This is a genomic window from Phytobacter palmae, from assembly GCF_039409775.1.
Lineage (GTDB): Bacteria > Pseudomonadota > Gammaproteobacteria > Enterobacterales > Enterobacteriaceae > Phytobacter > Phytobacter palmae.
Genome location: NZ_JBCIVJ010000006.1, coordinates 164,168 through 186,922, shown reverse-complemented (window position 1 = coordinate 186,922; position 22,755 = coordinate 164,168). Strand labels below are relative to the sequence as shown.

The following is a 22,755-nucleotide window of genomic DNA, read 5'->3' as shown; positions in this document are numbered from 1 at the left end:
TTTTGCCCGGCGGTTTTTTTTGGGTTGAAGAAATGTGCCACAGGTCGCAAACTAGGCGGTTTCTGTTAACCGGTTTGCAACATGCGTACATCGCGATTTCAGTTCTCCGTCAAGCCTCAGGAAGCCCTCCTGATCCTCATCACCATGTTCTGGGGCGGGACGTTCCTGGCCGTGCAATATGCCGTCACCATGAGCGGCCCGTTCTTTTTTGTCGGCCTGCGTTTTGCGACGGCCGCGCTGGCGGTGGCATTACTCTCCTTTAAGGTTCTCAAAGGTATCACCTGGCTTGAGGTTAAAGCTGGTATCGCCATCGGGGTGGCGATTGCGCTGGGTTACAGCCTGCAAACCTGGGGATTACAGTCTATTCCCAGTAGTAAATCGGCTTTTATCACCGCCATGTACGTCCCACTGGTACCGCTGTTGCAGTGGTTATGCCTGGGACGTATACCGGGACTGATGTCCTGCATGGGCATTTTGCTTGCGTTCATTGGACTGATTTTGCTGGCCGGGCCGGATGGCAACATGCTGGCGCTGGGGAAAGGCGAGATCATCACGCTGGTGGGCGCGGTGGCGATTGCCGCTGAGATCATTCTGATTAGCGCCTGGGCCGGAAAGGTGGATGTGCGGCGCGTTACTGTCGTACAACTGCTGACCGCATCGCTGGTAGCATTCGCGGCTATGGCTCCGGCCGGAGAATCGCTTCCGGAGATTTCTCCGGCGCTGCTGGGACTGGCGGCGGGGCTGGGCATTTTCAGCGCGATTATTCAGGTCACCATGAACTGGGCACAGCGCAGCGTCTCGCCAACCCGCGCCACGGTTATCTACACCGGGGAACCCGTATGGGCAGGTATTTTTGGCCGTATGGCGGGAGAGCGCTTGCCGCTACTGGCTATTCTGGGTGGGCTGTTTATTGTTGTTGGCGTGCTGGTCAGTGAGTTGAAGCTCAAAAAGAAAGCGGCGCCGTTAAAAGCGCCGGAAACTACAGCTGAACCGGAGTCCTGATCAGCAGGCCGGGCGCATCAGCGTGTGGTAATGACGATTAAACCACACCAGGCCTTCCGGGGCAGGGTGGTGGACGATAGCCTGAATTTCACAAAACAGAATATCGTGCGTCCCCACACTTACCACCTGGGTTATATGGCAGTCAAATGAGGCCAGCGCCCCTTCCAGGCGTGGACATCCGGTTTCCCCGGTTTGCCATTGCGCTGCGCCAAAGCGCTCGGCCATCGCCGTCTTCCCGCCAAACAAGTTCGACAGCGCCTCCTGGCCCGCGGCCAGGGTATTGACGCACAGCGCCCGGTTCTGGTTAAACACCGGCCAGACCGATGCCGCCCGGTTCAGGCAGACCAGAAGCGTTGGCGGTGAATCGGTGACGCTGCATACGGCGCTGGCAGTAAAACCCGCCTGGCCTGCTTCGCCGTCGGTGGTGATAATATTGACGGCAGCCCCTACACAGGCCATGGCGTCGCGAAATGTCTGTTGATTAATCGCCATCATCACCTCTCAAATAAGCTGGCAAGCGTCGTTGAACGCCAGTCGCGGCAGGCGGCCAAACAGCTTGTCGGGATCGCCATAGCCGATATTGACCAGCAGGTTACTGCGCCAGGGGGTATCGCTGAAAAATGTCTTATCCACCAGCGCACGGTCGAAGCCGGACATTGGCCCGGTATCCAGCCCTAAAGCCCGGCAGGCGGCAATAAGATAAGCGGCCTGCATACTGCTGTTACGAAACGCGGTCTCTTCTGCCAGTTGTGGGCTTGAGGTAAACCAGCTTCGCGCATCGCCATGGGGAAAGAGTTCTGGCAGCCGCTCGTAGAATTCAGCATCCCAGGCGACAATCGCGGTCACGGGCGCGCTGAGCGTTTTGGCCAGATTTCCGCTCGATAATGCCGGACGCAGCCGTTCTTTGCCTTCCTCGCTGCGAATAAATACAAAGCGTGCCGGGCTACAGTTAGCCGACGTCGGTCCCATTTTGACCAGTTCATAAATCTCGGCAAGCGTCGCATCGCTCACCGGCCTCTCCTGCCAGCCATTATGGGTGCGGGCTTCATAAAACAGGGTATTCAGCGCGCTTTGGCTCACGGCTTCACTCATAACAACTCCTTTTCGGCAACGGGCAGTAAGGTCGCCAGCCCGCTGAGTAACAGGGTATTGAAAGCGTCACTGTAGGTGACATTACAGGCGTGTCCGCCACGTTCCATCAGACGGATCTCACTGTGGGGTAACGCGTCGTGCAGTGCTTGCGAACAGGTCCAGGGCACCAGCAAATCGTCCTGTGAACAGATAATCAATACGGGGCAGCGAATCTGCGCTGCTGTGGCGCTAAAATCGGCGCGTTTTAAAGCGTTCAGGCGCCGGAGCAGGTTGTGCTCTCCCTGAAAATGGGCCAGCGCAAGGGCTTCTTCCGCTTCCATGCGCGGGGCGTGCTCCTCCAGCCAGTCGGCAGGGTAGAGAAACAGCGGCTGTGCCTCAACCCACGCCTGCGCGCCGCCAGCCTGCAATAAGCGCTCGCGAACGTGAAAACAGCGGCGGGTATGATCGCTCAGTTGCAGCCAACCGTTGACCAGCACCAGCGCACTGATGCAGCGGGGGTAATCCTGCGCCAGTTGCAACCCCACTAAGGCCCCCAGCGCGTGGCCTATCACACAAAAACGGTTGATACCTGCCTGTTGCAGGGCGCTCAGCAGCTCTGCGGCCATATCCGCCATACTGTAGCCGTCCGGCAGTGTCGCCGGGTTATTGCCGGTGCCGCATTGATCGTAGCTGACCACCTGAAACCGGGTTTGCAATGCCGCCGTTTGCGCCAGCCAGTAGCTGCCATTGCCGCCCAGCCCGGCAATCAACACCACCACGGGGGCGCCCGCAAAGGGCGGTTCACTGAGGATCAGTTTCATGCCTGCCTCACTTTGCGATATGCGCGACGGTGGCGATTTCGACCAGTGCCTCAGGCTTGACCAACCCGCACTGGATACAAAAGCGGGCGGGCTTATCGCCGGGGAAGAACTCTGCGTAGACTTCGTTAATCGCGGCGTAATTTTTCCAGTCGGTGATAAAAATACTGTTGAACGTCACGTCCTCCATCGAGCCGCCCGCCGTTTCGATAACAGTGCGAATCGTCTCCAGCACGTGACGGGTTTGCGCCTTTGGGTCGCCGGGGTAAACCACATTATTTTGCTTATCAAACGGCAGCGTACCGGAGACATAGACCACGCCATCCGCCAGCGTACCTGGTACAAACGGGGCGATCGGGGTGGTGGTTCCCGGGGGAATAATGACCTGTTTTGGCATGCTGTTCTCCTAAGCGATTTTGACCAGTGACCGGGGGGACAGGGCGCTGCAAAACGTCCCGACATCGCTGACCCAGCCAAAGAAAGTTTCAATGTTGAAAAGCGCGGCCTGTTGGGCGAAGGCCGGGCCCGCCTGATGGGTGGCGTCCTCCAGCACTACCCCGAAATACTCAAGGAAAAAGCCGTCGCGCAGTGTCGACTCCACGCAAACATTGGTGGCAATCCCGGTAAACACCAGATGACGGATGCCCCGACTGCGCAGGATGCTGTCCAGCGGCGTATTAAAAAAGCCGCTGTAACGGGGCTTCGGCAGCACAATATCGCCTTCCTGCGGTACCAGCTCGTCCACCAACTGGTAATCCCAGCCGCCTTTCGCCAGCAGTTTTCCCTGTAGCTCAGGATGTTTGCGCATGGTCTTGAGCGCATTGGATTTGTACCAGTTCGGCGAACCTGGTCCACCGGCCTCTACATACTGCTCATCCCAGCCATTCTGGAACCAGATAATGAGCATGCCTGCATCGCGTGCGGCGGCAACGGCGGTCTTAATCTTCTCAATCACCGGCGCGGTGGCGGAGACATCAAACCCCGCGAGGTCGAGATAACCCCCTTTTGTGGCGTAGGCGTTTTGCATATCCACCACAATCAGCGCGCTCTGCGCCGGGTCGAAACGCAGCGAATCGGGACGGGCATTAAGCGTAATCATCAGGCGACCTCACGGGTTGGAGCAGGGATCTGGCTGCGGCACTTCATCAGTGGCTGGATGCGCTCACCGAAGGCCTCAATACCGCCCAGGAAATCATCAAATGTCAGTAGCACGCCGTCGGTGCCAGGCACGGTGGCCACCTCATCGAGCAGGCGCGCGACGGTGGCATAAGAACCGACCAGGGTGCCCATATTGATATTGACGGCAGAGGTGGGGTCGGCCATCTGGCGCACGTTGGTATCGCTGCCGGAGCGGGTATCTTTCTGGCTTTGCTCGGTCAGCCACGCCAGAGCTTCGTCATCCGCGCCTGCTTTGTAGTGTTCCCATTTGGCGCGTGCGGCTTCGTCAGTTTCATCGGCAATGACCATAAACAGCACGTATGAGCCCACCTCGCGCCCGGTCTTTTGTGCCGCTTCACGCATCCTTTCTGCGGTAGGCGCAAAGGCTGTTGGGGTGTTGACCCCTTTGCCGAAGCAGAAGTTGTAATCAGCGTATTGCGCTGAAAACGCCATTCCGGCGTCGCTTTGCCCGGCGCAAATCACTTTCATGGGCTGCGTCGGCTGAGGGCTGACGCGACAGTCATTCATAGTGAAAAACTCACCTTTGAAGTCACTTTTTCCGGTGCCCCATAAATCCCGCAGGACCTGGACATATTCGGTCAGGTAGTCATAACGGCGTGAGAAGTACTCATCGCCGGGCCAGATACCCATCTGGTCGTACTCTGGTTTTTGCCAGCCAGTGACCAGGTTGACGCCAAAACGACCGCCGGAAATGGAGTCGATGGTGGAGGCCATGCGCGCCACAATGGCGGGCGGCAGCGTTAAGGTGGCAGCGGTGGCGTAGATCTGAATCCGTGATGTCACCGCAGCCAGTCCGGCCATCAAAGTGAAGGACTCCAGATTGTGATCCCAGAATTCTGTTTTGCCGCCAAAACCACGCAGCTTGATCATCGACAGAGCAAAGTCGAAGTGATAATGCTCGGCCTTTTGCACAATCGCCTTATTGAGTTCAAAGGTCGGTTTGTATTGCGGCGCATGGGTGGAAATCAGCCAGCCGTTGTTGCCAATCGGAACGAAAACACCAATTTTCATCTCGTACCTCGCGTTGTCGGTTGAACGTCGGGCGTGGCGTTGCATCCTGCACTCTCCTGTGAGCCTCGCATCAACCATTTAGCAAAGGTGATGCCAGTTTTGAAAAATGCATTGTTATTAACGTGTTAAACAAAGGTTGATAAATTGCAGGTTAAAAAAGTGGACTAAATGGTCAAAAACAGTGCACAAAAAACAGGCGACCTTGCGCCATGTCTGTGCAAGGGTCGAGTCGGCTCGCGCCATTTGATATGCTAAGAAAAATCTGTAAGGAGAAACGCATGGCGCAGGACAGGGCGAAAAAAACGGGAAAACGGACTCAGGCGGTGAACGAGAAAAAAGAGGCCATTCTGGCTGCGGCGCTCGAGACCTTTTCTCTGTATGGCATTCACGGCACGCGTATTGAAAAGGTGGCGGAGCGTGCGGGGGTATCAAAAACCAATCTTCTCTACTATTACCCCTCAAAAGAAGCGCTCTATCTTGCCGTGTTGCGGCACATTCTCGCTATCTGGCTGGCACCGTTAAAAGCGTTTCGCGAAGATCTCACTCCGCTGGTGGCGATTGGAGAGTACATTCGCTTAAAGCTTGAAGTCTCGCGTGACAATCCACAAGCGTCACGGCTGTTCTGCATGGAGATGTTGCAAGGCGCGCCGGTGCTCAAAGAGGAGCTGGAGGGATCGCTGAAAGCGTTAGTGGAAGAGAAATCGGCCATCATTGCCGGCTGGGTCGCCAGCGGCAAGCTGGCGCCGGTCGATCCGCATCATCTGATTTTTATGATTTGGGCCTCAACCCAGCATTATGCGGATTTTGCCACTCAGGTAGAGGCGGTGACCGGCACAACGTTACAGGATGAGGCCTTTTTTCAGCGCACGGTAGAAAACGTGCAACGGATGGTGACCGAAGGCATCCGCGTGCGTTAGTTGGCGGGCGGGAAAGGGCAGCTCAGGTCGCCCTCACCGCACTGCAGGAGCGAGGAGAGCCAGGCTTCGCGCTCATTGGTTTTATCGGTCAGGCACTGGTTGATGACCATGGGCTGTGCGCTGCCTTCTTCTGAGCCGGAGCCGATAAATGCGCAGTCGGCATCGCGCACGGCAATCCAGTTTTTCTGTGCTTTTTTAAGTAACTCCCGCTGCTGCGGCGCAGCGCGTTTTAATGCTGTCTGCCAGGTCTGGTTGAGCTTTTTGTCCGCCGCCTGGTATTGATCGGCGCTACACATGTTCATTTCTGTCTGCGATGTGGCGTTGTCGCAGTCCTCCGCCAGTGCGCTGGCGCTGACCAGCAAAACCACCCCTGCAATCAATAAACGTTTCATAGTTTCTCCGTATGAAAAAATGCCGGATAGCATTGTGCGTATCCGGCATACGGTACTACGGCATCGCGCTGAATTGTAGCCCCGACATGCAGTACATTATCGGGGAATGTGCGCCTTAGCCGATGGTCATCAGGCTGGCATTCCCACCAGCGGCCGCGGTATTAATACTCAGCGAACGCTCCAGCCATAAACGCTCCAGCAAGATATTGCTCTCACCGCGGGCGAAGCCCTGTACCGAGATGATGGCCCCATCGCGCGTGGCGATATGTCCGCACAGTTCGCGTAGCTGATCGGAGTCACCGTGGTAGATAACCGCATCAAACGGCTGTGAAAGCAGGCCATCGACCGCAGCCAGCGTAATCCTTGCGCTGACATTCTCGGGCAATGCGTTATGCAGGGTGCGGTGGAGTTCATCATCCGGCCACACTACCCGGCAGCCGCTGGCGAGCGCTGCCGCAAGTTGTGTCAGGCTATCCTCCGCGTTGTCGGCCATGCAGAGAACCGACTCGCGCGGCAGTAATGTCCAGGTATTGCGTTCACCGGTCGGGCCGGGTAAAACGCGCTGGATCCCGGTCTGGGCCAGTTCGCCAAACTGCTGGCAAAGTGCCTGCAATGCAGGTTTATCCTGCGCCCATTGTGTCAGCGCATCCAGCGGCTGAATCAGCGTCGGTTTAAGCTGTGCGTCAAGCGGGAAGCGGGAGTCATGACGTGACAGTGTCTGCTTGATGGCCGTTTCCGGGCGGCTGGCGAGCAGACGATACAGGTATAGCGGCCCGCCGGCTTTTGGCCCGGTGCCGGAAAGCCCTTCGCCGCCAAATGGCTGCACGCCCACAACCGCACCGACCATATTGCGGTTCACGTACAGATTGCCGACGTGCGCACTGCCGGTAACCTGGGCAATGGTCTCATCAATACGGGTGTGAACGCCCAGAGTCAGGCCATATCCCGCGGCATTAATCTGGCCAATAAGTTTGTCGAGATCGTTGCGGCGATAGCGCACCACATGCAGCACCGGACCGAAGACCTCTTTTTTCAGCTCGTCAACGCTCTCAAGCTCAATCAGCGTTGGCATTACAAAGGTACCGCTTCGCCATTCGCGGGCATCCAGAGGATTTTCATGGGCCGTCTGGAACACCGGGCGGCCTTTCTCGCGCATCGCCTGAATATGTTTCTCGATATTCTCTTTGGCTTCGCGGTCAATCACCGGACCGATGTCCGTTGTCAGGCGGCCTGGATTACCCATCCGGCATTCCGCCATCGCGCCGCGCAGCATGGTGAGTGTGTGTTCCGCTATCTCTTCCTGCAGGCAGAGTACGCGCAATGCCGAGCAGCGCTGTCCGGCGCTATCGAAGGCCGAGGCGAGCACATCGACCACCACCTGTTCAGTCAGCGCTGAAGAGTCGACAATCATCGCGTTCAGCCCGCCCGTTTCGGCGATAAGCGGCGTCGGGCGCCCTTGTGCATCCAGCCGCGTGGCAATATTGCGCTGCAACAGGCTTGCCACGTCGGTTGAGCCGGTGAACATCACCCCGCGTACGCGGTTGTCTGCCGTCAGTTGCGCACCTACGGTTTCGCCACGGCCTGGCAGCAGTTGCAGCACGCCCGGCGGTACGCCCGCTTCCCGCAGAATGGCAACGCCCTGGGCGGCAATCAGCGGCGTCTGTTCGGCCGGTTTTGCCAGCACAGTGTTACCGGCTGCCAGCGCGGCAGCGATTTGCCCGGTGAAAATGGCCAGCGGAAAGTTCCACGGACTGATACAGACTACCGGGCCCAGCGGACGGTGAGTTTCGTTAGCAAAGTCCTCCCGGACCTGGCCTGCGTAATAGCGCAGAAAATCAACCGCTTCGCGGACTTCGGCAATCGCATTACTGAACGTTTTCCCCGCTTCGCGTACCAGAATGCCGAGCAGCGTTTGCATCTGATCTTCCATCAGTACCGCCGCACGCTCAAGGATTGCCGCGCGCTCCTGAGGCGGGGTGGCAAACCAGATAGGCGCGTTATTCACCGCACTTTCCAGCGCTCGCGCCACTTCACTTCCCGTAGCTTCCCGGACATAGCCAACAATATCTTTCGGCTCCGCCGGGTTTACCACGGCCTCCATTTCACCCTCTGCTACCGGAGCTTCCAGCAGCGGTTTGGCCTGCCATTTCTGCGTCGTGCTGTTCAACAGAGAAGAGGAGAGGGAGGCCAGTCTATGTTCATTAGCCAGATCCAGGCCTGCTGAGTTGATGCGCCCCTGACCGTACAGCCAACGCGGCAGCGGAATTTTCGGATGCGGCAGGCCAACATGGCCTTCTTGTATCGCCAGTTTCTCGACCGCCAGTACCGGGTCGGCCACCAGTTCGTCCAGCGGCAAAGACGTATCGGCAATGCGGTTAACAAAGGAGGTATTGGCCCCATTCTCCAGCAGGCGACGTACCAGATAAGCCAGCAATGTCTCATGTGTCCCCACCGGGGCATAAATGCGACAAGGGCGGTTCAGCTTGCCGTCAGAGATTTTCCCTACCACCTGTTCGTAGAGCGGTTCGCCCATGCCGTGCAGACACTGAAATTCATACTGACCCGGATAGTAGTTCTGGCCCGCGAGTTGATAGATAGCGGCCAGGGTGTGGGCGTTATGGGTGGCGAATTGCGGGTAGATCAAATTCGGTACGGCGAGCAATTTTTTCGCGCAGGCCAGATATGAGACGTCGGTATAGACCTTGCGCGTATAGACCGGATAGCCCTCCAGTCCTTCCATTTGCGCGCGTTTGATCTCGCTATCCCAGTATGCGCCTTTCACCAGGCGAATCATCAGACGACGGCGGCTACGCGAAGCCAGATCCGTCAGGTAATCGATGACAAAAGGACACCGTTTCTGGTAGGCCTGAATAACAAAACCAATGCCATTCCAGCCCGCCAGTTCTGGTTCGAAACAGAGTTTTTCCAGCAGATCGAGGGAGATCTCCAGCCGGTCGGCCTCTTCGGCGTCGATATTAATCCCGATATCATACTGACAGGCCAGCAGCGCCAGCGATTTCAGGCGCGGGTAAAGCTCATCCATCATTCTGTCGTACTGAGCGCGGTTGTAGCGCGGGTGCAGGGCAGAGAGCTTAATGGAGATCCCCGGCCCTTCGTAAATACCGCGGCCATTGGAGGCTTTGCCAATGGCATGGATCGCCTGCTGGTAAGAGACCATATAGGCTTGCGCATCAGCGGCAGTCAGTGCGGCCTCGCCCAGCATGTCGTAGGAGTAGCGGAACCCTTTTTCTTCCAGTTTGCGGGCGTTAGCCAGCGCTTCGGCAATGGTTTCCCCGGTGACGAACTGCTCGCCCATCAGACGCATTGCCATGTCCACGCCTTTGCGGATCAGCGGCTCGCCGCTCTTGCCGATAATGCGGTTGAGCGAGTGTGACAGGCTGGCTTCGTTATGAGTGGAGACCAGTTTTCCGGTAAAGAGCAGACCCCAGGTGGCGGCATTAACGAACAGCGAGGCGCTGCGGCCAATATGCGATTGCCAGTTGCCATTGCTGATTTTGTCGCGGATAAGCGCATCGCGGGTGGCCTTATCGGGAATGCGCAACAGCGCTTCCGCCAGACACATCAGCGCCACCCCTTCCTGAGAGGAGAGGGAAAATTCCTGCAACAAGCTCTGTACCATACCCGCCCGGCCGGACGCGGTCTTTTGGTTACGCAGCTTCGCCGCCAGTTGGGTGGCTAATTGCTGGGTGCTTTCTGCTATTGGCTGCGGAAGGCGGGCCTGCTCCAGTAGCATCGGCACCGCATCGGTTTCCGGGCGGCGCCAGGCGGCAGTGATAGCGGCACGTGAGACCGACTGCGGCAAAATATTCTCGGCGAATTCGAGGAAGGGCTGGGCGCTTTCATCAGCGTTGCTATCTGCCTCGTCGCTTTCGGCGTACTGACCAGCATGGGTTGCAGGCAGCTCAGGAATCATTTCGTTATTTTCGAGTTTTTCCAGGTAGCTAAAAATGGCCTGCTTAATCAGCCAGTGTGGTGTGCGGTCAATCGATGCAGCAGCGGCTTTTAGTCGCTCACGCGTCGCATCATCAAGTTTAACGCCCATGGTGGTGGTACCCATGTTTTTCTCCTGCAATTTTTGTTGTGAGCAGACTATCCGTCATGTTGCAACTTTGTGCAACCTTGTTAAATGTGACAGGGTTAACAAGGTGAATATTGAACGATAAGTTAATTGTATGTAACTGGAATTCATATGCTGAATTACTGTTAAAGGCGGGTTAGTTTGCGGTAGTTAACACTTTTTTAAGGTGCAACCTTTAAAAGTGTGACATGGTGCAACCTGGCGGAAAATAGTAAAGGTTTCGGGATGAAATTAATGTAAATGCTGTGTTAAATCATTTGTGAATAACCGGGGCTTCCGGCAGGATACGGTCGCTTCATAACAACAATCACTTCGCTACCCCGTTCCGGTGGTGAATATAACGGGTAAAATCCTGGAGACTTTTATTGATGGCAATTAGCACACCGCTGCTGGTGACTTTTCTCATTTATATCTTTGGCATGATTCTCATCGGGTTCTTTGCCTGGCGTTCTACGAAAAACTTTGATGACTATATTTTAGGTGGTCGTAGTCTGGGGCCGTTAGTGACTGCGTTGTCGGCAGGGGCATCAGACATGAGTGGCTGGCTGCTGATGGGGCTGCCCGGCGCCATTTTCATCTCCGGCATTTCTGAAAGCTGGATTGCCATTGGCCTGACGCTCGGCGCATGGGTCAACTGGAAGCTGGTGGCAGGCCGTCTGCGCGTGCATACCGAGGCCAATAATAATGCCCTGACGCTTCCGGACTACTTTACCGGGCGCTTTGAAGACCAAAGCCGCCTGCTGCGTATTATCTCAGCGGTGGTCATTCTGGTATTTTTCACGATTTACTGTGCTTCGGGCATCGTGGCCGGTGCGCGTCTGTTTGAAAGTACCTTTGGACTGACCTACGAGCACGCGCTATGGGCGGGAGCTGCGGCAACCATCATCTATACCTTTATTGGCGGTTTCCTGGCAGTAAGCTGGACCGATACCGTACAGGCGAGCCTGATGATTTTCGCCCTGATCCTCACCCCGGTGATTGTGATCCTCTCCGTTGGCGGCCTTGCGGACTCGCTGGAGGTTATCAAACAGAAAAGCATCGAGAATGTCGACATGCTGAAGGGGCTGAATTTTGTCGCCATTATTTCTCTGATGGGCTGGGGGCTGGGATACTTTGGTCAGCCGCATATCCTGGCGCGCTTTATGGCGGCGGATTCCCACCACAGCATCGTACATGCCCGCCGTATCAGCATGACCTGGATGATCCTGTGTCTTGCCGGGGCCGTTGCCGTGGGCTTCTTTGGGATTGCTTATTTTAATAACCACCCTGAGCAGGCTGGCGCGGTCAATCAGAACGCCGAGCGCGTGTTCATTGAACTGGCGCAGATCCTGTTTAATCCGTGGATTGCCGGGGTGCTGCTGTCGGCGATTCTGGCGGCAGTCATGTCTACCCTGAGCTGCCAGCTGCTGGTGTGCTCCAGCGCGCTGACGGAAGACTTCTACAAAGCATTCTTGCGTAAAAAAGCCGGGCAGACCGAGCTGGTCTGGGTTGGTCGCGTGATGGTGCTGCTGGTAGCGCTGGTGTCGATTGCGCTGGCGGCGAACCCGGAAAACCGCGTGCTGGGCCTGGTCAGCTACGCATGGGCGGGTTTTGGCGCAGCGTTTGGCCCGGTGGTGCTGTTCTCGGTCATGTGGTCGAAAATGACCCGTAATGGCGCGCTGGCCGGGATGGTTATCGGTGCGGTGACCGTTATCGTCTGGAAACAGTTTGCCTGGCTGGGGCTCTATGAAATTATCCCAGGCTTCGTGTTCGGTAGCCTTGGGATTGTAGTGTTTAGCCTGCTGGGTAAAGCACCGTCCCGCGCAATGCAGGAACGCTTCGCCGAAGCAGACGCGCATTATCACTCGGCACCACCGACGCGCTTGCAGGCTGACTAATCTTTCTTGCAAAACCCGCTTCGGCGGGTTTTTTCTTGATAAAACAGGGCATTTACGTTCTTATCACAATGCTTATAACAATGCTTATAACAATGAGGATAGCGAGATGAAGATGAAGACAGGGGTCACTGCACTGGTATTTGCAGGTTTACTGGCAGGCTGCGTCGCACAGCCTGCAAAACAGGCGGTTCCTGCACAGAGTTGCAAAGCCGACAATCAGATGGAACAGACCACGCTCTATTTCGGTTTAAGTCGTCCGGCAGGGAAAGACATTACCGCCCAGGAGTGGCAGCAGTTTGTCGACACGGACGTGACGCCGCGTTTTCGTGATGGCCTGACGGTGTTTGATGCGCGCGGACAGTGGCTGGGTAACGACGGCAAAGTGGCGAAGGAAGCGAGCAAAGCGTTAATGCTGATCCACGGTAAAGATGCCGGCAGCGAAAGCAATATCGAAACGCTGCGCACACGCTACAAGACCCGTTTCGGACAGGAGTCCGTCATGCGTGTTGATCAGCCGGTTTGCGTACAGTTCTGATAAAAACGGCGGGTGTGAAGCCCGCCGTCGGGATTACAGCACGACGCCTGCAAAGGCGGCGGAAAGCAGACTCACCAGCGTTGCACCATAGACCAGACGCAAACCGAAGCGAGATACGACATTTCCCTGCTGCTCGTTAAGCCCTTTAATGGCGCCCGCCACGATACCGATTGAGGCGAAGTTGGCGAACGACACCAGGAAGACGGAGAGGATCCCAAGCCCACGCGGCGTCATTTCAGCGGCAACTTTCTGCAGCTCGATCATTGCCACAAATTCGTTAGCCACCAGTTTAGTCGCCATAATGCTACCCGCATGCAGAGCATCGGAAAGCGGAATACCGACCAGCCACGCAAGCGGGTAGAATACATAGCCAAGAATTTGCTGGAAACTAATTCCAAACAGGGCAGAGAACAGAGCATTGACCGCGCTAATCAGGGCAATAAAACCAATCAGCATCGCCAGAATAATCATCGCAACTTTGAAACCGGCCAGAATATACTCTCCGAGCATCTCAAAGAAACTTTGTGACTCGTGAAGTTTTTCCAGTTTAATTTCCGGTTCGGCTTCCGGTCGCGTCGGGTTGATGACCGACAGAATAATAAAGGTGCTGAACATATTAAGGATTAACGCCGCCACCACATATTTGGCATCCAGCATCGTCATATAGGCGCCGACGATCGACAGTGATACCGTCGACATAGCTGTTGCAGCCATGGTGAACAGGCGACGTGAGGAGAGGTCGGCCAGAATCCCTTTATACGCAATGAAGTTTTCCGACTGACCAAGGATCAGCGAGCTGACCGCGTTAAATGACTCCAGCTTGCCCATACCGTTGAGTTTTGACAGCAGCGTACCGATAAGGCGAATAAAAACCGGCAGAATACGCCAGTGCTGCAAAATACCGATCAGTGCGGAAATAAAGATGATAGGGCACAGGACGCCGAGGAAAATAAACGCCAGCCCTTTTTCACTCATTCCGCCAAAGACAAATCCGGAACCTTCACCCGCGAATTTAAGCAGTGTTTCGAAAAAGCCTGAGACATATTTAATGAGCGTCAGTCCGCTTTGTGCATGCAAAAAGAACCATGCCAGCGCCAGTTCAATAATCACCAGTTGTAGAATAAAACGCACGCGAACTTTGCGGCGGTCAAAGCTGGTGAGCCATGCCAGTGCCAGAATAACGGCCAGCGCCAGCAGAAAATGTAGGAAGTTGATCATGTCGGAAATTGTGCAGGTAAATGGGGCGCTCATTTAGCCACAGCCCGTATACTCAGTAAACAAAAAGTTAATGATTTGTAAGCTATCTTTTTGCCATATACCTTCGGATTCTGCATAACTACCGTTTCAGGCATCCTTCGCCGCCCCGCCAGTTACATCCTTTCATTATTCATATCATTTTTCGCTTGAGTTTCCTTTTGCCGTAATGATAATCACTATCAAAGAAATTTACTTTTCTTTTCAGCAATTGACCATTGATGACAGCAGAGGCGTCCGCATGTTTGTTCCATTTCTCATTATGTTACGTGAAGGTCTCGAAGCGGCACTGATCGTAAGTTTGATTGCCAGTTATCTCAAGCGCACCCAGCGCGGACGCTGGATTGGCGTAATGTGGATAGGCGTATTCCTTGCCGCGGCGCTATGTCTGGCGCTTGGCATCATCATTAACGAAACCACCGGTGAGTTCCCCCAGAAAGAGCAGGAACTGTTTGAAGGTATTGTCGCGGTGATTGCCGTGGTGATCCTGACGTGGATGGTCTTCTGGATGCGCAAAGTCTCCCGCAACGTCAAAGTGCAACTGGAGCAGGCGGTGGATAATGCTCTCGCAAGCCGTAATAACCATGGCTGGGCGCTGATTATGATGGTCTTCTTCGCTGTGGCGCGCGAAGGGCTGGAATCGGTCTTCTTTCTGCTGGCGGCATTTCAGCAAGATGTGGGGATCTGGCCGCCGGTGGGCGCAATTCTCGGGCTGGTAACGGCAGTGGTGCTGGGCTTTCTGCTCTACTGGGGCGGCATTCGTCTGAATCTTGGCGCGTTCTTCAAATGGACCAGCCTGTTTATTTTGCTGGTTGCTGCGGGTCTGGCGGCAGGGGCCATTCGCGCCTTTCACGAGGCCGGACTGTGGAACCACTTCCAGGATGTGGCGTTCGATCTGAGTAACGTGCTGACCACGCACTCCCTGACGGGCACGCTGCTCGAAGGTATTTTTGGATATCAGGAAACACCGAGCGTTAGCGAAGTTGGCGTCTGGATCCTCTACTTAATTCCTGCGCTGGTGCTGTACGTGATGCCAACGCGTTCAGGTTCGCAGCCTTCCAGAGCTGCACAGTGATAGCGGTATCGGGTGAGTTTTAGTTACAACATACTTTAAGAAGGGAAGGGGTCATGGCAATTCATTTTCGTCGTAGTGCGTTACAGGCAGGGATCGCAACGCTGCTTTCTTGCGCGTTTGCTGCCCATGCAGCGGATGTTCCTCAGGTAAAGGTGACCGTCACGGATAAGCAGTGTGAGCCGATGAATCTGACGGTAAATGCGGGGAAAACGCAGTTTCTCATCGTCAACCAGAGTCAGAAGGCGCTGGAGTGGGAAATCCTTAAAGGAGTGTTGGTGGTTGAAGAGCGCGAAAACATTGCGCCGGGCTTTAGCCAGAAGCTGACCGCTAACCTGCAACCGGGTGAATATGACATGACCTGCGGCCTGCTTACCAACCCGAAAGGCAAACTGATAGTGAAAGGCCAGGCGACGGCGGATGCAGCAAAAAGCGATGCGCTGCTGAGTCTTGGCACCGCTATTACTGAATACAAAGCCTACGTGACGGCCGAGACCGCCGAACTGGTGAAAGGGACCAAAGCCTTTACCGATGCAGTGAAAGCGGGCGATATCGAAAAAGCGAAAGCCCTCTATGCGCCGACGCGTCAGCATTATGAGCGTATCGAACCGATTGCTGAGCTGTTCTCTGATCTGGACGGCAGTATTGATGCCCGTGAAGACGATTACGAGAAGAAGGCGGACGATCCGAAATTCACCGGTTTCCACCGTCTGGAAAAAGCCCTGTTTGGCGACAACTCGGTGAAAGGTATGGATACCTATGCTGATCAACTCTATACCGATGTGCAGGATCTGCAAAAACGTATTAGCGAACTGGCTTTCCCGCCGTCAAAAGTGGTTGGTGGTGCGGCAGGTCTGATTGAAGAAGTCGCAGCGACCAAAATCAGCGGCGAAGAAGACCGTTACAGCCATACCGATCTATGGGATTTCCAGGCTAACGTCGATGGCGCACAGAAAATTGTGAACCTGTTGCGTCCGCAGTTGCAGAAAAACAACGCCGAACTGCTCGGCAAAGTGGATGCAAACTTTAAGAAAGTCGACGCTATCCTGGCGAAATACCGTACCAAAGACGGCTATGAGACCTATGACAAGCTGACGGATGCTGACCGTAACGCGCTAAAAGGGCCTATTACGACACTGGCGGAAGATCTCGCTCAATTGCGCGGTGTGCTCGGTCTGGACTAACTATCATGAATGACAAAGAACAGTACGGCGTTAGCGAGCCTTCGCGTCGCCGTTTATTAAAAGGTATGGGCGCGCTGGGAGGCGCGCTGGCCCTGGCTGGGGGATGTCCGGTGGCGCATGCGGCCAAACCGCAAAGTGCACCAGGGACGCTTTCCCCGGATGCGCGCATGGAAAAACAACCGTTTTACGGCGTACATCAGGCGGGGATTTTGACGCCGCAACAGGCGTCAATGATGCTGGTTGCTTTTGATGTGCTGGCGTCGGACGAAGCTGATTTGCAGCGCCTGTTTCGCCTGTTAACGCAACGTATTGCTTTTCTTACCGAAGGTGGCCCGGCGCCGGAGACGCCAAATCCACGCCTGCCGCCAATGGACTCCGGTATTCTCGGGCCGTTTATTGCACCAGATAATCTGACCATCACGGTTTCGTTGGGCGATTCCCTGTTCGACGATCGTTTTGGTCTGCGTGCGCAAAAGCCGAAAAAATTGCAAAAGATGGAGCGCTTTCCCAACGATGCGCTGGTCTCTTCATTAAGCCATGGTGATCTGCTGGTGCAAATCTGCGCCAACACCCAGGATACCGTGATACATGCTCTGCGCGATCTGATTAAGCACACCCCTGATTTACTGAGTGTTCGCTGGAAACGAGAAGGGTTTATCTCCGATCATGCCGCACGCAGTAAAGGAAAGGAGACGCCAGTCAACCTGTTGGGTTTTAAAGATGGTACGGCTAACCCGGACAGCAGCGAAAACGCGCTGATGGACAAGGTGGTGTGGGTGACGAACGATCAGGCGGAGCCTGCATGGGCCGTCGGCGGCAGTTATCAGGCTGTACGTATCATTCAGTTTCACGTTGAGTTCTGGGATCGTACCCCACTTAAAGAGCAGCAGACTATCTTTGGTCGCGACAAGCAAACCGGCGCACCGCTGGGGATGCACAATGAGCATGATGTCCCTGATTACGCCAGCGATCCTGACGGCGATGTGATTGCCCTGGACAGCCATATTCGTCTGGCCAATCCACGCACCCCGCAGACGCAGTCCAGTCTGATGATGCGTCGGGGTTATAGTTATTCCCTGGGGGTCACCAACTCCGGGCAGCTCGATATGGGGCTGCTGTTTGTCTGCTACCAGCACGATCTGGAAAAGGGATTTCTGACCGTGCAAAAACGTCTCAATGGCGAAGCGCTGGAGGAGTATATTAAGCCCATCGGCGGCGGCTACTTCTTCGTGCTGCCAGGCGTGAAAGACCAAAACCACTATCTCGGACAAGCACTGCTCGAAGCCTGAAAAAGAATCCTGCCTGAAGCCGGGCAGGATAATCTCTTATCTGTCGTATCTGTACACACTTTTTCTGCCATCAAACTATCGATTTTTCGTATGAGAAAGTATCTGTTATTTTTCTGTAATATTCTTCGTAGACACTCTTTTCCATAGCGCAGGGTAAACGTTCGTTATCTTTTAGTGAAAATAATGTTGCGTTTATGCTAATTCCTGATGTACTTATTACATAGAATTACTGCCCTGCGGTGATGTCGTCACCTGGAGATCGCGGATGGTAAAGTCCACAACTGGACGTAACACCAACAAACAGCGCAACACCCGGCTCGGGGATGCACACTCCGGCAGTAAACGCTTCACCTCTGAATTTCTCTCCTTCATTCCTGTTTCTGATTTAACCGACATGGCAGGCGCTGATGCCAGTTGCTTTGTTATGTCAATTTCAAAGGCAAGACATGGCTTACAAGGAAGCCAAACCTCAGACGTTCGTGCGCATAATCGTGCCGATTTTGGTGCGTGTGATGTAAACCAACAACTCAAGGTGCTATCCATGGGAAGACAGAAAGCAGTGATCAAAGCTCGTCGTGAAGCTAAACGTGTGCTGAGACGCGATTCGCGCAGTCACAAACAGCGTGAAGAAGAGTCGGTCACCTCGCTTGTGCAGATGAGTGGCGTTGAAGCAATTGGAATGGCAAGGGATAGCCGGGATAATTCACCAATTGTTGCGCGTAATGAAGCTCAGGCGCAGTACCTGAATGCTATCGAGAGTAAACAACTGATATTCGCGACCGGGGAAGCCGGCTGCGGTAAAACATGGATCAGCGCGGCGAAAGCGGCGGAAGCCCTGATTCATAAGGATGTGGACAGGATAATTGTAACCCGACCAGTACTGCAGGCCGACGAAGATCTCGGCTTCTTACCCGGTGACATTTCGGAGAAGTTCGCCCCTTACTTCCGGCCCGTCTATGATGTGCTGGTGAAACGGCTGGGTGCGTCCTTCATGCAATACTGCCTGCGACCAGAGATTGGTAAGGTAGAGATCGCGCCGTTCGCCTATATGCGCGGACGTACCTTTGAAAATGCGGTTGTCATTCTTGACGAGGCTCAGAATGTGACTGCTGCGCAAATGAAAATGTTCTTAACGCGCCTCGGGGAGAATGTGACGGTCATCGTCAACGGTGATGTGACTCAGTGTGACTTGCCTCGCGGGGTGCAGTCCGGTCTGAGCGATGCGCTGTCGCGTTTTGAGGAAGATGAGATGGTAGGTGTGGTGCGTTTCACCACAGACGATTGCGTCCGCTCCGCACTCTGCCAGAGAACGCTGAAAGCATACTACTAAGCCTTTTAGCGTACGATGAAGCCCGGGAAACCGGGCTTTTTTTTGCTTTAAACAAAATCAACGGGTTATGTAACTCTGACGGGCAACTCCTGTACTAAAACAGGTGGGTACATAACGTCTGATAATCCTGTTAGTGTTATGCGCCGCTTTTTAATTATCAACATTGCCGTTGGCTATTTCGCCTTACCTGTCATGTGACAACTTCTGCGGATCGGGTGCTGCTACTGATTGTCTTTAGGTGATGCTGATAAATGCGGAACATAAAGTAAAAGTGTCATTATTTTAAGAGGGAATTATGCGCGGGATTGTATGTATTTTAGGGCTATCAGTCGTATTGGCCGGCTGTGATAAAGCGGTTGAAGACAAAAAGATTTCTGAACTGACAAGCGAAGAAGCTCAGACATTATGTAAGTCTCCACAGGCAATTGAGCAATTAACAAACAACTTCAAAGCCAGTACCAGTGAGTTTTTAACCCAACATCCCTTTAACTATTATCCTTTTATTGATCGTAACACTGACTCGGCTAAAAGCGTTACCGATTCCGAACTGAGAAGAAAAAGTCGTATTGATGACAGCTTTCTCTATTCTGCTGATACCTTTAACAAAGGCTTTGGCCAGACAGACGTTCTGAAAATCAGTAACCCGACGCTTTCCGCTACAGGCCAGGAAAGTCTGACCTGCAGCGCGCAGGCAGATTTCAGCAGTGATGAAATTTATGGCAAAGCATTCTCCACGCCGGTCTCCTGGACTATCACTAAAGCGGACAAGAAAATTATCGTCGACGGTAAACTTGCGCTGACCGACATGAAGCAAAGTAAAGTCGAGCCAACGGCGGGTCAAAAGGCGTGGCGTGATAAATACGAAGCGGAATTAAATGCAAAAGATAAGGCACTAAAAGATATTGCCGACAGTGAATATCAGCCGATTTCGACAAAAGACCTCTTTTATGTCTATTTTGCCCAGACATCTCGCCAGTTTAGCGATGATGAACTGATGGGACTCTTTAGCAACAAATGGAATAACACCAGCGATTCATTTGCCAAAGAAGACATTAAAAAAGAAGAACTGCCGCAAATTAAAGCCAAAATTGCTGAATATAAAGACGTCAAAAATATTCTGCTTTATTCCACCAGCGATGGCTCTTACCACGATGAGGACTTCCTGAAACTGAAAACTGCATCCGGTGAGAACGGCATCAAAATTAACGATATGGGTATTTTTACCCTTACCGGTAGTAGCTATGATTTCTCAAAGAAAGGGTATGAATATCATAACTTCCTTTGCAACATGAACGGCGGTATCACGGTCAACGAACGCGGTGTGTCGTTATCCGTCGATAAGACAATCCGTGGCTGTACAGTTCAGGTCCCGGACGATCAGGCCCGTGATATTTCAGCGAAGTTTGCTGCTTTGAACGGTAAAGGCAAAAATGTCAGTACTACGGCGAAATATTTCATCCATATCGACAGCATTAATGGCGATCGCAATACCATTGACGCTACGCTGGTAAAAGATGATATACAGCTTATCGACCCTGACACTAAAGACGTGATTTTGCATACGGTAATCAATTAAAAGGGCTCAGCGCGCAACGAAAAATTGCCGCCTGTTTCGCCAGAATTAAAGCCGGGCTTGTCCCGGCTTTTTTACGATTATCGTTTCTGTGATACCCTTCTTTTTTTCTATCCCTTATGCCATCAGGAGAGTCGTAAATGACCGAAGGCCCGTTAAATGAAAATGAATTGCAGTGGCTGGAAGAGACATTAGTCGCTTATGGCCACAGTGATGAGTCCGTACTCGATGTGGCGGAGCTGGATGGCATGCTGACAGCCGTACTGTCCGGCCCGGTGGTTGTCGAGCCGGATCGCTGGCTGGTGGCCGTTTGGGGTGGCGAAAAAAACATACCGCGCTGGAAAAATGATCGCGAGATGAATCGTTTTATCGATCTTTGCTTTAAGCACCTGAACGATATTGCCGAGCGCCTGAGTGATTACCCGGATCAGTTTGAACCCGTCTTTGGTTATAACGAAGTGGACGGCCAGAGCTATACCGTTGTTGAAGAGTGGTGTTTTGGCTATATGCGCGGCGTGGCGCTGACCGACTGGTCAGGCTTACCGGAGGAACGTAAGGCCGATCTGGATGTTATTGCCTTGCACGGACTGGAAGAAAACTTCGCGCGTCTGGATGAATTCACCGAAGAGGAATTCAATGAAAGCGTTGAGGCTATCAGGCCTGCGGCCCTGCGGCTGTATGACTACTGGTCGGCTAATCCACAACAAGCCGTTACTCAGCAACCGCAGGTCAATGGCGTAAAAGTCGGGCGTAACGATCCTTGTCCGTGCGGCAGCGGCAAGAAATTCAAAAACTGCTGCCTGCACTAAAAAAACCGGGCTCCTGATGAGCCCGATTTCTTATCCGGGCTCCGGCAGCATGCCTGCTGAAATCGCAAACTGCACCGCAATAATGACGACACCGCAGGCGATGACCAGGCATAGCGCTGGTTTCCCACCGACAACACGATACACCGCCGTTGGATGGGCTTTACGGCTCTGCCACGTCAGCAGGGCGGGTATCAGCAGTGCCAGTACCGCAAGGGCCACGCCAGCATAACCGAGTGCCATCACAAAACCACGCGGATAGAAGAGGGCGAATGCCAGCGGGGGCAGAAAGGTTATCGCGCCGGTTTGCAGACGTCCGACGGCTGTGTTACGGCGCTGGAACAGATCCGCCAGGTAATCAAACAGCCCAAGCGAAACGCCTAAAAATGAAGTGGCGAGCGCCAGATCGGCGAACAGATGGACAGCCAGTTCCACATGCGCAGAAGCAACCACTGCGCGCAACGCCTCAAGAAGGCCATTCAGTCCGGCATGATTGGCCAGCATCCCCATAAAAGTGGAAGATTCGATGCTGCCAAGGGTGGCCAGTTGCCAGAAAATATACGCCACAAGTGGGATCGCGCTGCCGGTAATAAATATCCCGCGCAGTCTGCGCACGTTACCGCCCATATAGCTGACAATGCTCGGCACGCTGCCGTGAAAGCCAAAAGAGGTAAAAATTACTGGCATGGCGGAAAGGGCAAGCCCTTTTTCCAGCGGCAGGGTGAGTAAATTCATATGATGGACATGCGGCAGTAACAGCACGAGCATCACCACCAGGAAAATAATCTTGGCACTAAACAGGAAGCGGTTGAACAAATCGACCAGCGATGTACCAATACAGACCACGCCACCCGCGATAAAGGTAAACAGACATACTCCGCCTGGTGACGAGACATTTATGCCAGTCCATGCCGTGAGGCTGGATGACAGCAGTTCGCCAGCACCGCTTATATAAGCCGCCGTCAGAGCGTACATCAAAAACATCATGCTAAAACCGGTGACCCACTGCCCGTAACGTCCCAGATAGCGTCGTGCCAGACTACCGAGCCCCGTGTCGGCGGGGACATTCTGATAGACTTCGAGTAATAGCAGCGCGGTATAACACATCAACCCCCACAGGGCGAAGAGTAAAACCAGCGTTACACTAAATCCGACCCCGGCGGCAGCCAGCGGCATAGCGAGCATTCCTGCGCCAATTGTGGTGCCAGCCACAATAAAAACACTACCAAGTGTTCGATTTTTCACACTTTCCTCTGTATTTAATCCACATTCTTTTGTAAATCTGCGGCGCAGAGTATGTGAAAAACGGATCTTCGTCAAACCGGGCTTACAATAGGTGTAAACCA

Annotated in this window: 20 protein-coding genes; 10 read left to right on the top strand and 10 right to left on the bottom strand. The window is 54.0% G+C overall.

Annotation, left to right across the window (positions count from 1 at the left end; all coding sequences use genetic code 11):
* The first annotated feature begins 81 nt into the window (after positions 1–81).
* A complete protein-coding gene (locus AAIG39_RS10045; protein WP_343193746.1) occupies positions 82–1,002 on the top strand; it encodes a DMT family transporter in 921 nt (306 codons plus the stop codon).
* On the opposite strand, the gene rutF is transcribed toward AAIG39_RS10045, so the two are convergent.
* The 6 genes from rutF to rutA are packed head-to-tail and all read right to left on the bottom strand — an operon-like array spanning position 1,003 to position 5,081.
* Positions 1,003–1,494, bottom strand: coding sequence for an NADH-dependent FMN reductase RutF (gene rutF, locus AAIG39_RS10040; protein WP_425503298.1), 492 nt, complete (start codon positions 1,492–1,494; stop codon positions 1,003–1,005).
* Positions 1,495–1,503: 9 nt separating this feature from the next.
* Entirely contained in the window at positions 1,504–2,094 is a 591-nt protein-coding gene (locus AAIG39_RS10035) for a malonic semialdehyde reductase (protein ID WP_090085738.1), read from the bottom strand.
* Positions 2,091–2,894, bottom strand: coding sequence for a pyrimidine utilization protein D (gene rutD, locus AAIG39_RS10030; RefSeq protein WP_090085740.1), 804 nt, complete (start codon positions 2,892–2,894; stop codon positions 2,091–2,093). The genes AAIG39_RS10035 and rutD overlap by 4 nt, the downstream gene beginning before the upstream one ends.
* 7 nt (positions 2,895–2,901) lie before the next feature.
* Positions 2,902–3,288 carry a pyrimidine utilization protein C gene (rutC, locus tag AAIG39_RS10025; protein WP_039078653.1) on the bottom strand — a complete coding sequence of 129 codons (387 nt, stop codon included), beginning with the start codon at positions 3,286–3,288 and terminating at the stop codon, positions 2,902–2,904.
* 9 nt (positions 3,289–3,297) lie between these two features.
* Positions 3,298–3,990 (bottom strand): pyrimidine utilization protein B, encoded by a 693-nt coding sequence (gene rutB / locus AAIG39_RS10020; RefSeq protein ID WP_343193744.1) that lies wholly within the window; start codon positions 3,988–3,990, stop codon positions 3,298–3,300.
* The gene (gene rutA, locus AAIG39_RS10015) at positions 3,990–5,081 is read right to left on the bottom strand and encodes a pyrimidine utilization protein A (protein WP_090086050.1); all 1,092 of its coding nucleotides are present in this window, start codon (positions 5,079–5,081) and stop codon (positions 3,990–3,992) included. The genes rutB and rutA overlap by 1 nt, the downstream gene beginning before the upstream one ends.
* A 278-nt stretch (positions 5,082–5,359) precedes the next feature.
* On the opposite strand from rutA, the gene rutR reads away from it, so the two are divergent.
* Positions 5,360–5,998, top strand: a complete 639-nt coding sequence (gene rutR, locus AAIG39_RS10010) for an HTH-type transcriptional regulator RutR (protein ID WP_090085744.1) — start codon at positions 5,360–5,362, stop codon at positions 5,996–5,998.
* On the opposite strand, the gene AAIG39_RS10005 is transcribed toward rutR, so the two are convergent.
* Together AAIG39_RS10005 and putA are read right to left on the bottom strand one after the other, a co-directional pair.
* The gene (locus AAIG39_RS10005) at positions 5,995–6,390 is read right to left on the bottom strand and encodes a lysozyme inhibitor LprI family protein (protein WP_090085746.1); all 396 of its coding nucleotides are present in this window, start codon (positions 6,388–6,390) and stop codon (positions 5,995–5,997) included. The two genes, rutR and AAIG39_RS10005, sit on opposite strands and share 4 nt — an antisense overlap.
* Positions 6,391–6,505: 115 nt before the next feature.
* Positions 6,506–10,468, bottom strand: coding sequence for a trifunctional transcriptional regulator/proline dehydrogenase/L-glutamate gamma-semialdehyde dehydrogenase (putA, locus tag AAIG39_RS10000; RefSeq protein WP_343193743.1), 3,963 nt, complete (start codon positions 10,466–10,468; stop codon positions 6,506–6,508).
* A gap of 389 nt (positions 10,469–10,857) precedes the next feature.
* On the opposite strand from putA, the gene putP reads away from it, so the two are divergent.
* Together putP and AAIG39_RS09990 are read left to right on the top strand one after the other, a co-directional pair.
* Entirely contained in the window at positions 10,858–12,366 is a 1,509-nt protein-coding gene (putP, locus tag AAIG39_RS09995; protein WP_090085749.1) for a sodium/proline symporter PutP, read from the top strand.
* A gap of 106 nt (positions 12,367–12,472) precedes the next feature.
* Entirely contained in the window at positions 12,473–12,901 is a 429-nt protein-coding gene (locus AAIG39_RS09990) for a DUF3574 domain-containing protein (protein ID WP_090085751.1), read from the top strand.
* 33 nt (positions 12,902–12,934) lie between these two features.
* Here AAIG39_RS09990 and AAIG39_RS09985 read toward each other — a convergent pair whose 3' ends face one another.
* Complete coding sequence (locus AAIG39_RS09985) at positions 12,935–14,119, bottom strand: NupC/NupG family nucleoside CNT transporter (protein ID WP_090085753.1); 1,185 nt, start codon at positions 14,117–14,119, stop codon at positions 12,935–12,937.
* Positions 14,120–14,396: 277 nt separating this feature from the next.
* On the opposite strand from AAIG39_RS09985, the gene efeU reads away from it, so the two are divergent.
* The 6 genes from efeU (at position 14,397) to AAIG39_RS09955 (ending at position 21,412) form a co-directional block, all read left to right on the top strand.
* Positions 14,397–15,230 (top strand): iron uptake transporter permease EfeU, encoded by an 834-nt coding sequence (gene efeU / locus AAIG39_RS09980; RefSeq protein ID WP_090086052.1) that lies wholly within the window; start codon positions 14,397–14,399, stop codon positions 15,228–15,230.
* Between the two features lie 53 nt (positions 15,231–15,283).
* Positions 15,284–16,411: an iron uptake system protein EfeO gene (gene efeO / locus AAIG39_RS09975; protein WP_249572726.1), complete on the top strand. Its 1,128-nt coding sequence runs from the start codon at positions 15,284–15,286 to the stop codon at positions 16,409–16,411.
* Between the two features lie 5 nt (positions 16,412–16,416).
* A complete protein-coding gene (gene efeB / locus AAIG39_RS09970; protein WP_343193742.1) occupies positions 16,417–17,700 on the top strand; it encodes an iron uptake transporter deferrochelatase/peroxidase subunit in 1,284 nt (427 codons plus the stop codon).
* A gap of 541 nt (positions 17,701–18,241) precedes the next feature.
* Positions 18,242–19,030, top strand: a complete 789-nt coding sequence (gene phoH, locus AAIG39_RS09965; RefSeq protein ID WP_039078777.1) for a phosphate starvation-inducible protein PhoH — start codon at positions 18,242–18,244, stop codon at positions 19,028–19,030.
* A gap of 295 nt (positions 19,031–19,325) precedes the next feature.
* Positions 19,326–20,606 carry a hypothetical protein gene (locus AAIG39_RS09960; RefSeq protein ID WP_090085760.1) on the top strand — a complete coding sequence of 427 codons (1,281 nt, stop codon included), beginning with the start codon at positions 19,326–19,328 and terminating at the stop codon, positions 20,604–20,606.
* A gap of 137 nt (positions 20,607–20,743) precedes the next feature.
* Positions 20,744–21,412 carry a YecA/YgfB family protein gene (locus tag AAIG39_RS09955; RefSeq protein ID WP_249572724.1) on the top strand — a complete coding sequence of 223 codons (669 nt, stop codon included), beginning with the start codon at positions 20,744–20,746 and terminating at the stop codon, positions 21,410–21,412.
* Positions 21,413–21,442: 30 nt separating this feature from the next.
* Here the strand turns inward: AAIG39_RS09955 and tyrP are convergent, their stop codons facing one another.
* Positions 21,443–22,654 (bottom strand): tyrosine transporter TyrP, encoded by a 1,212-nt coding sequence (tyrP, locus tag AAIG39_RS09950; protein ID WP_343193741.1) that lies wholly within the window; start codon positions 22,652–22,654, stop codon positions 21,443–21,445.
* Positions 22,655–22,755: the final 101 nt, after the last annotated feature.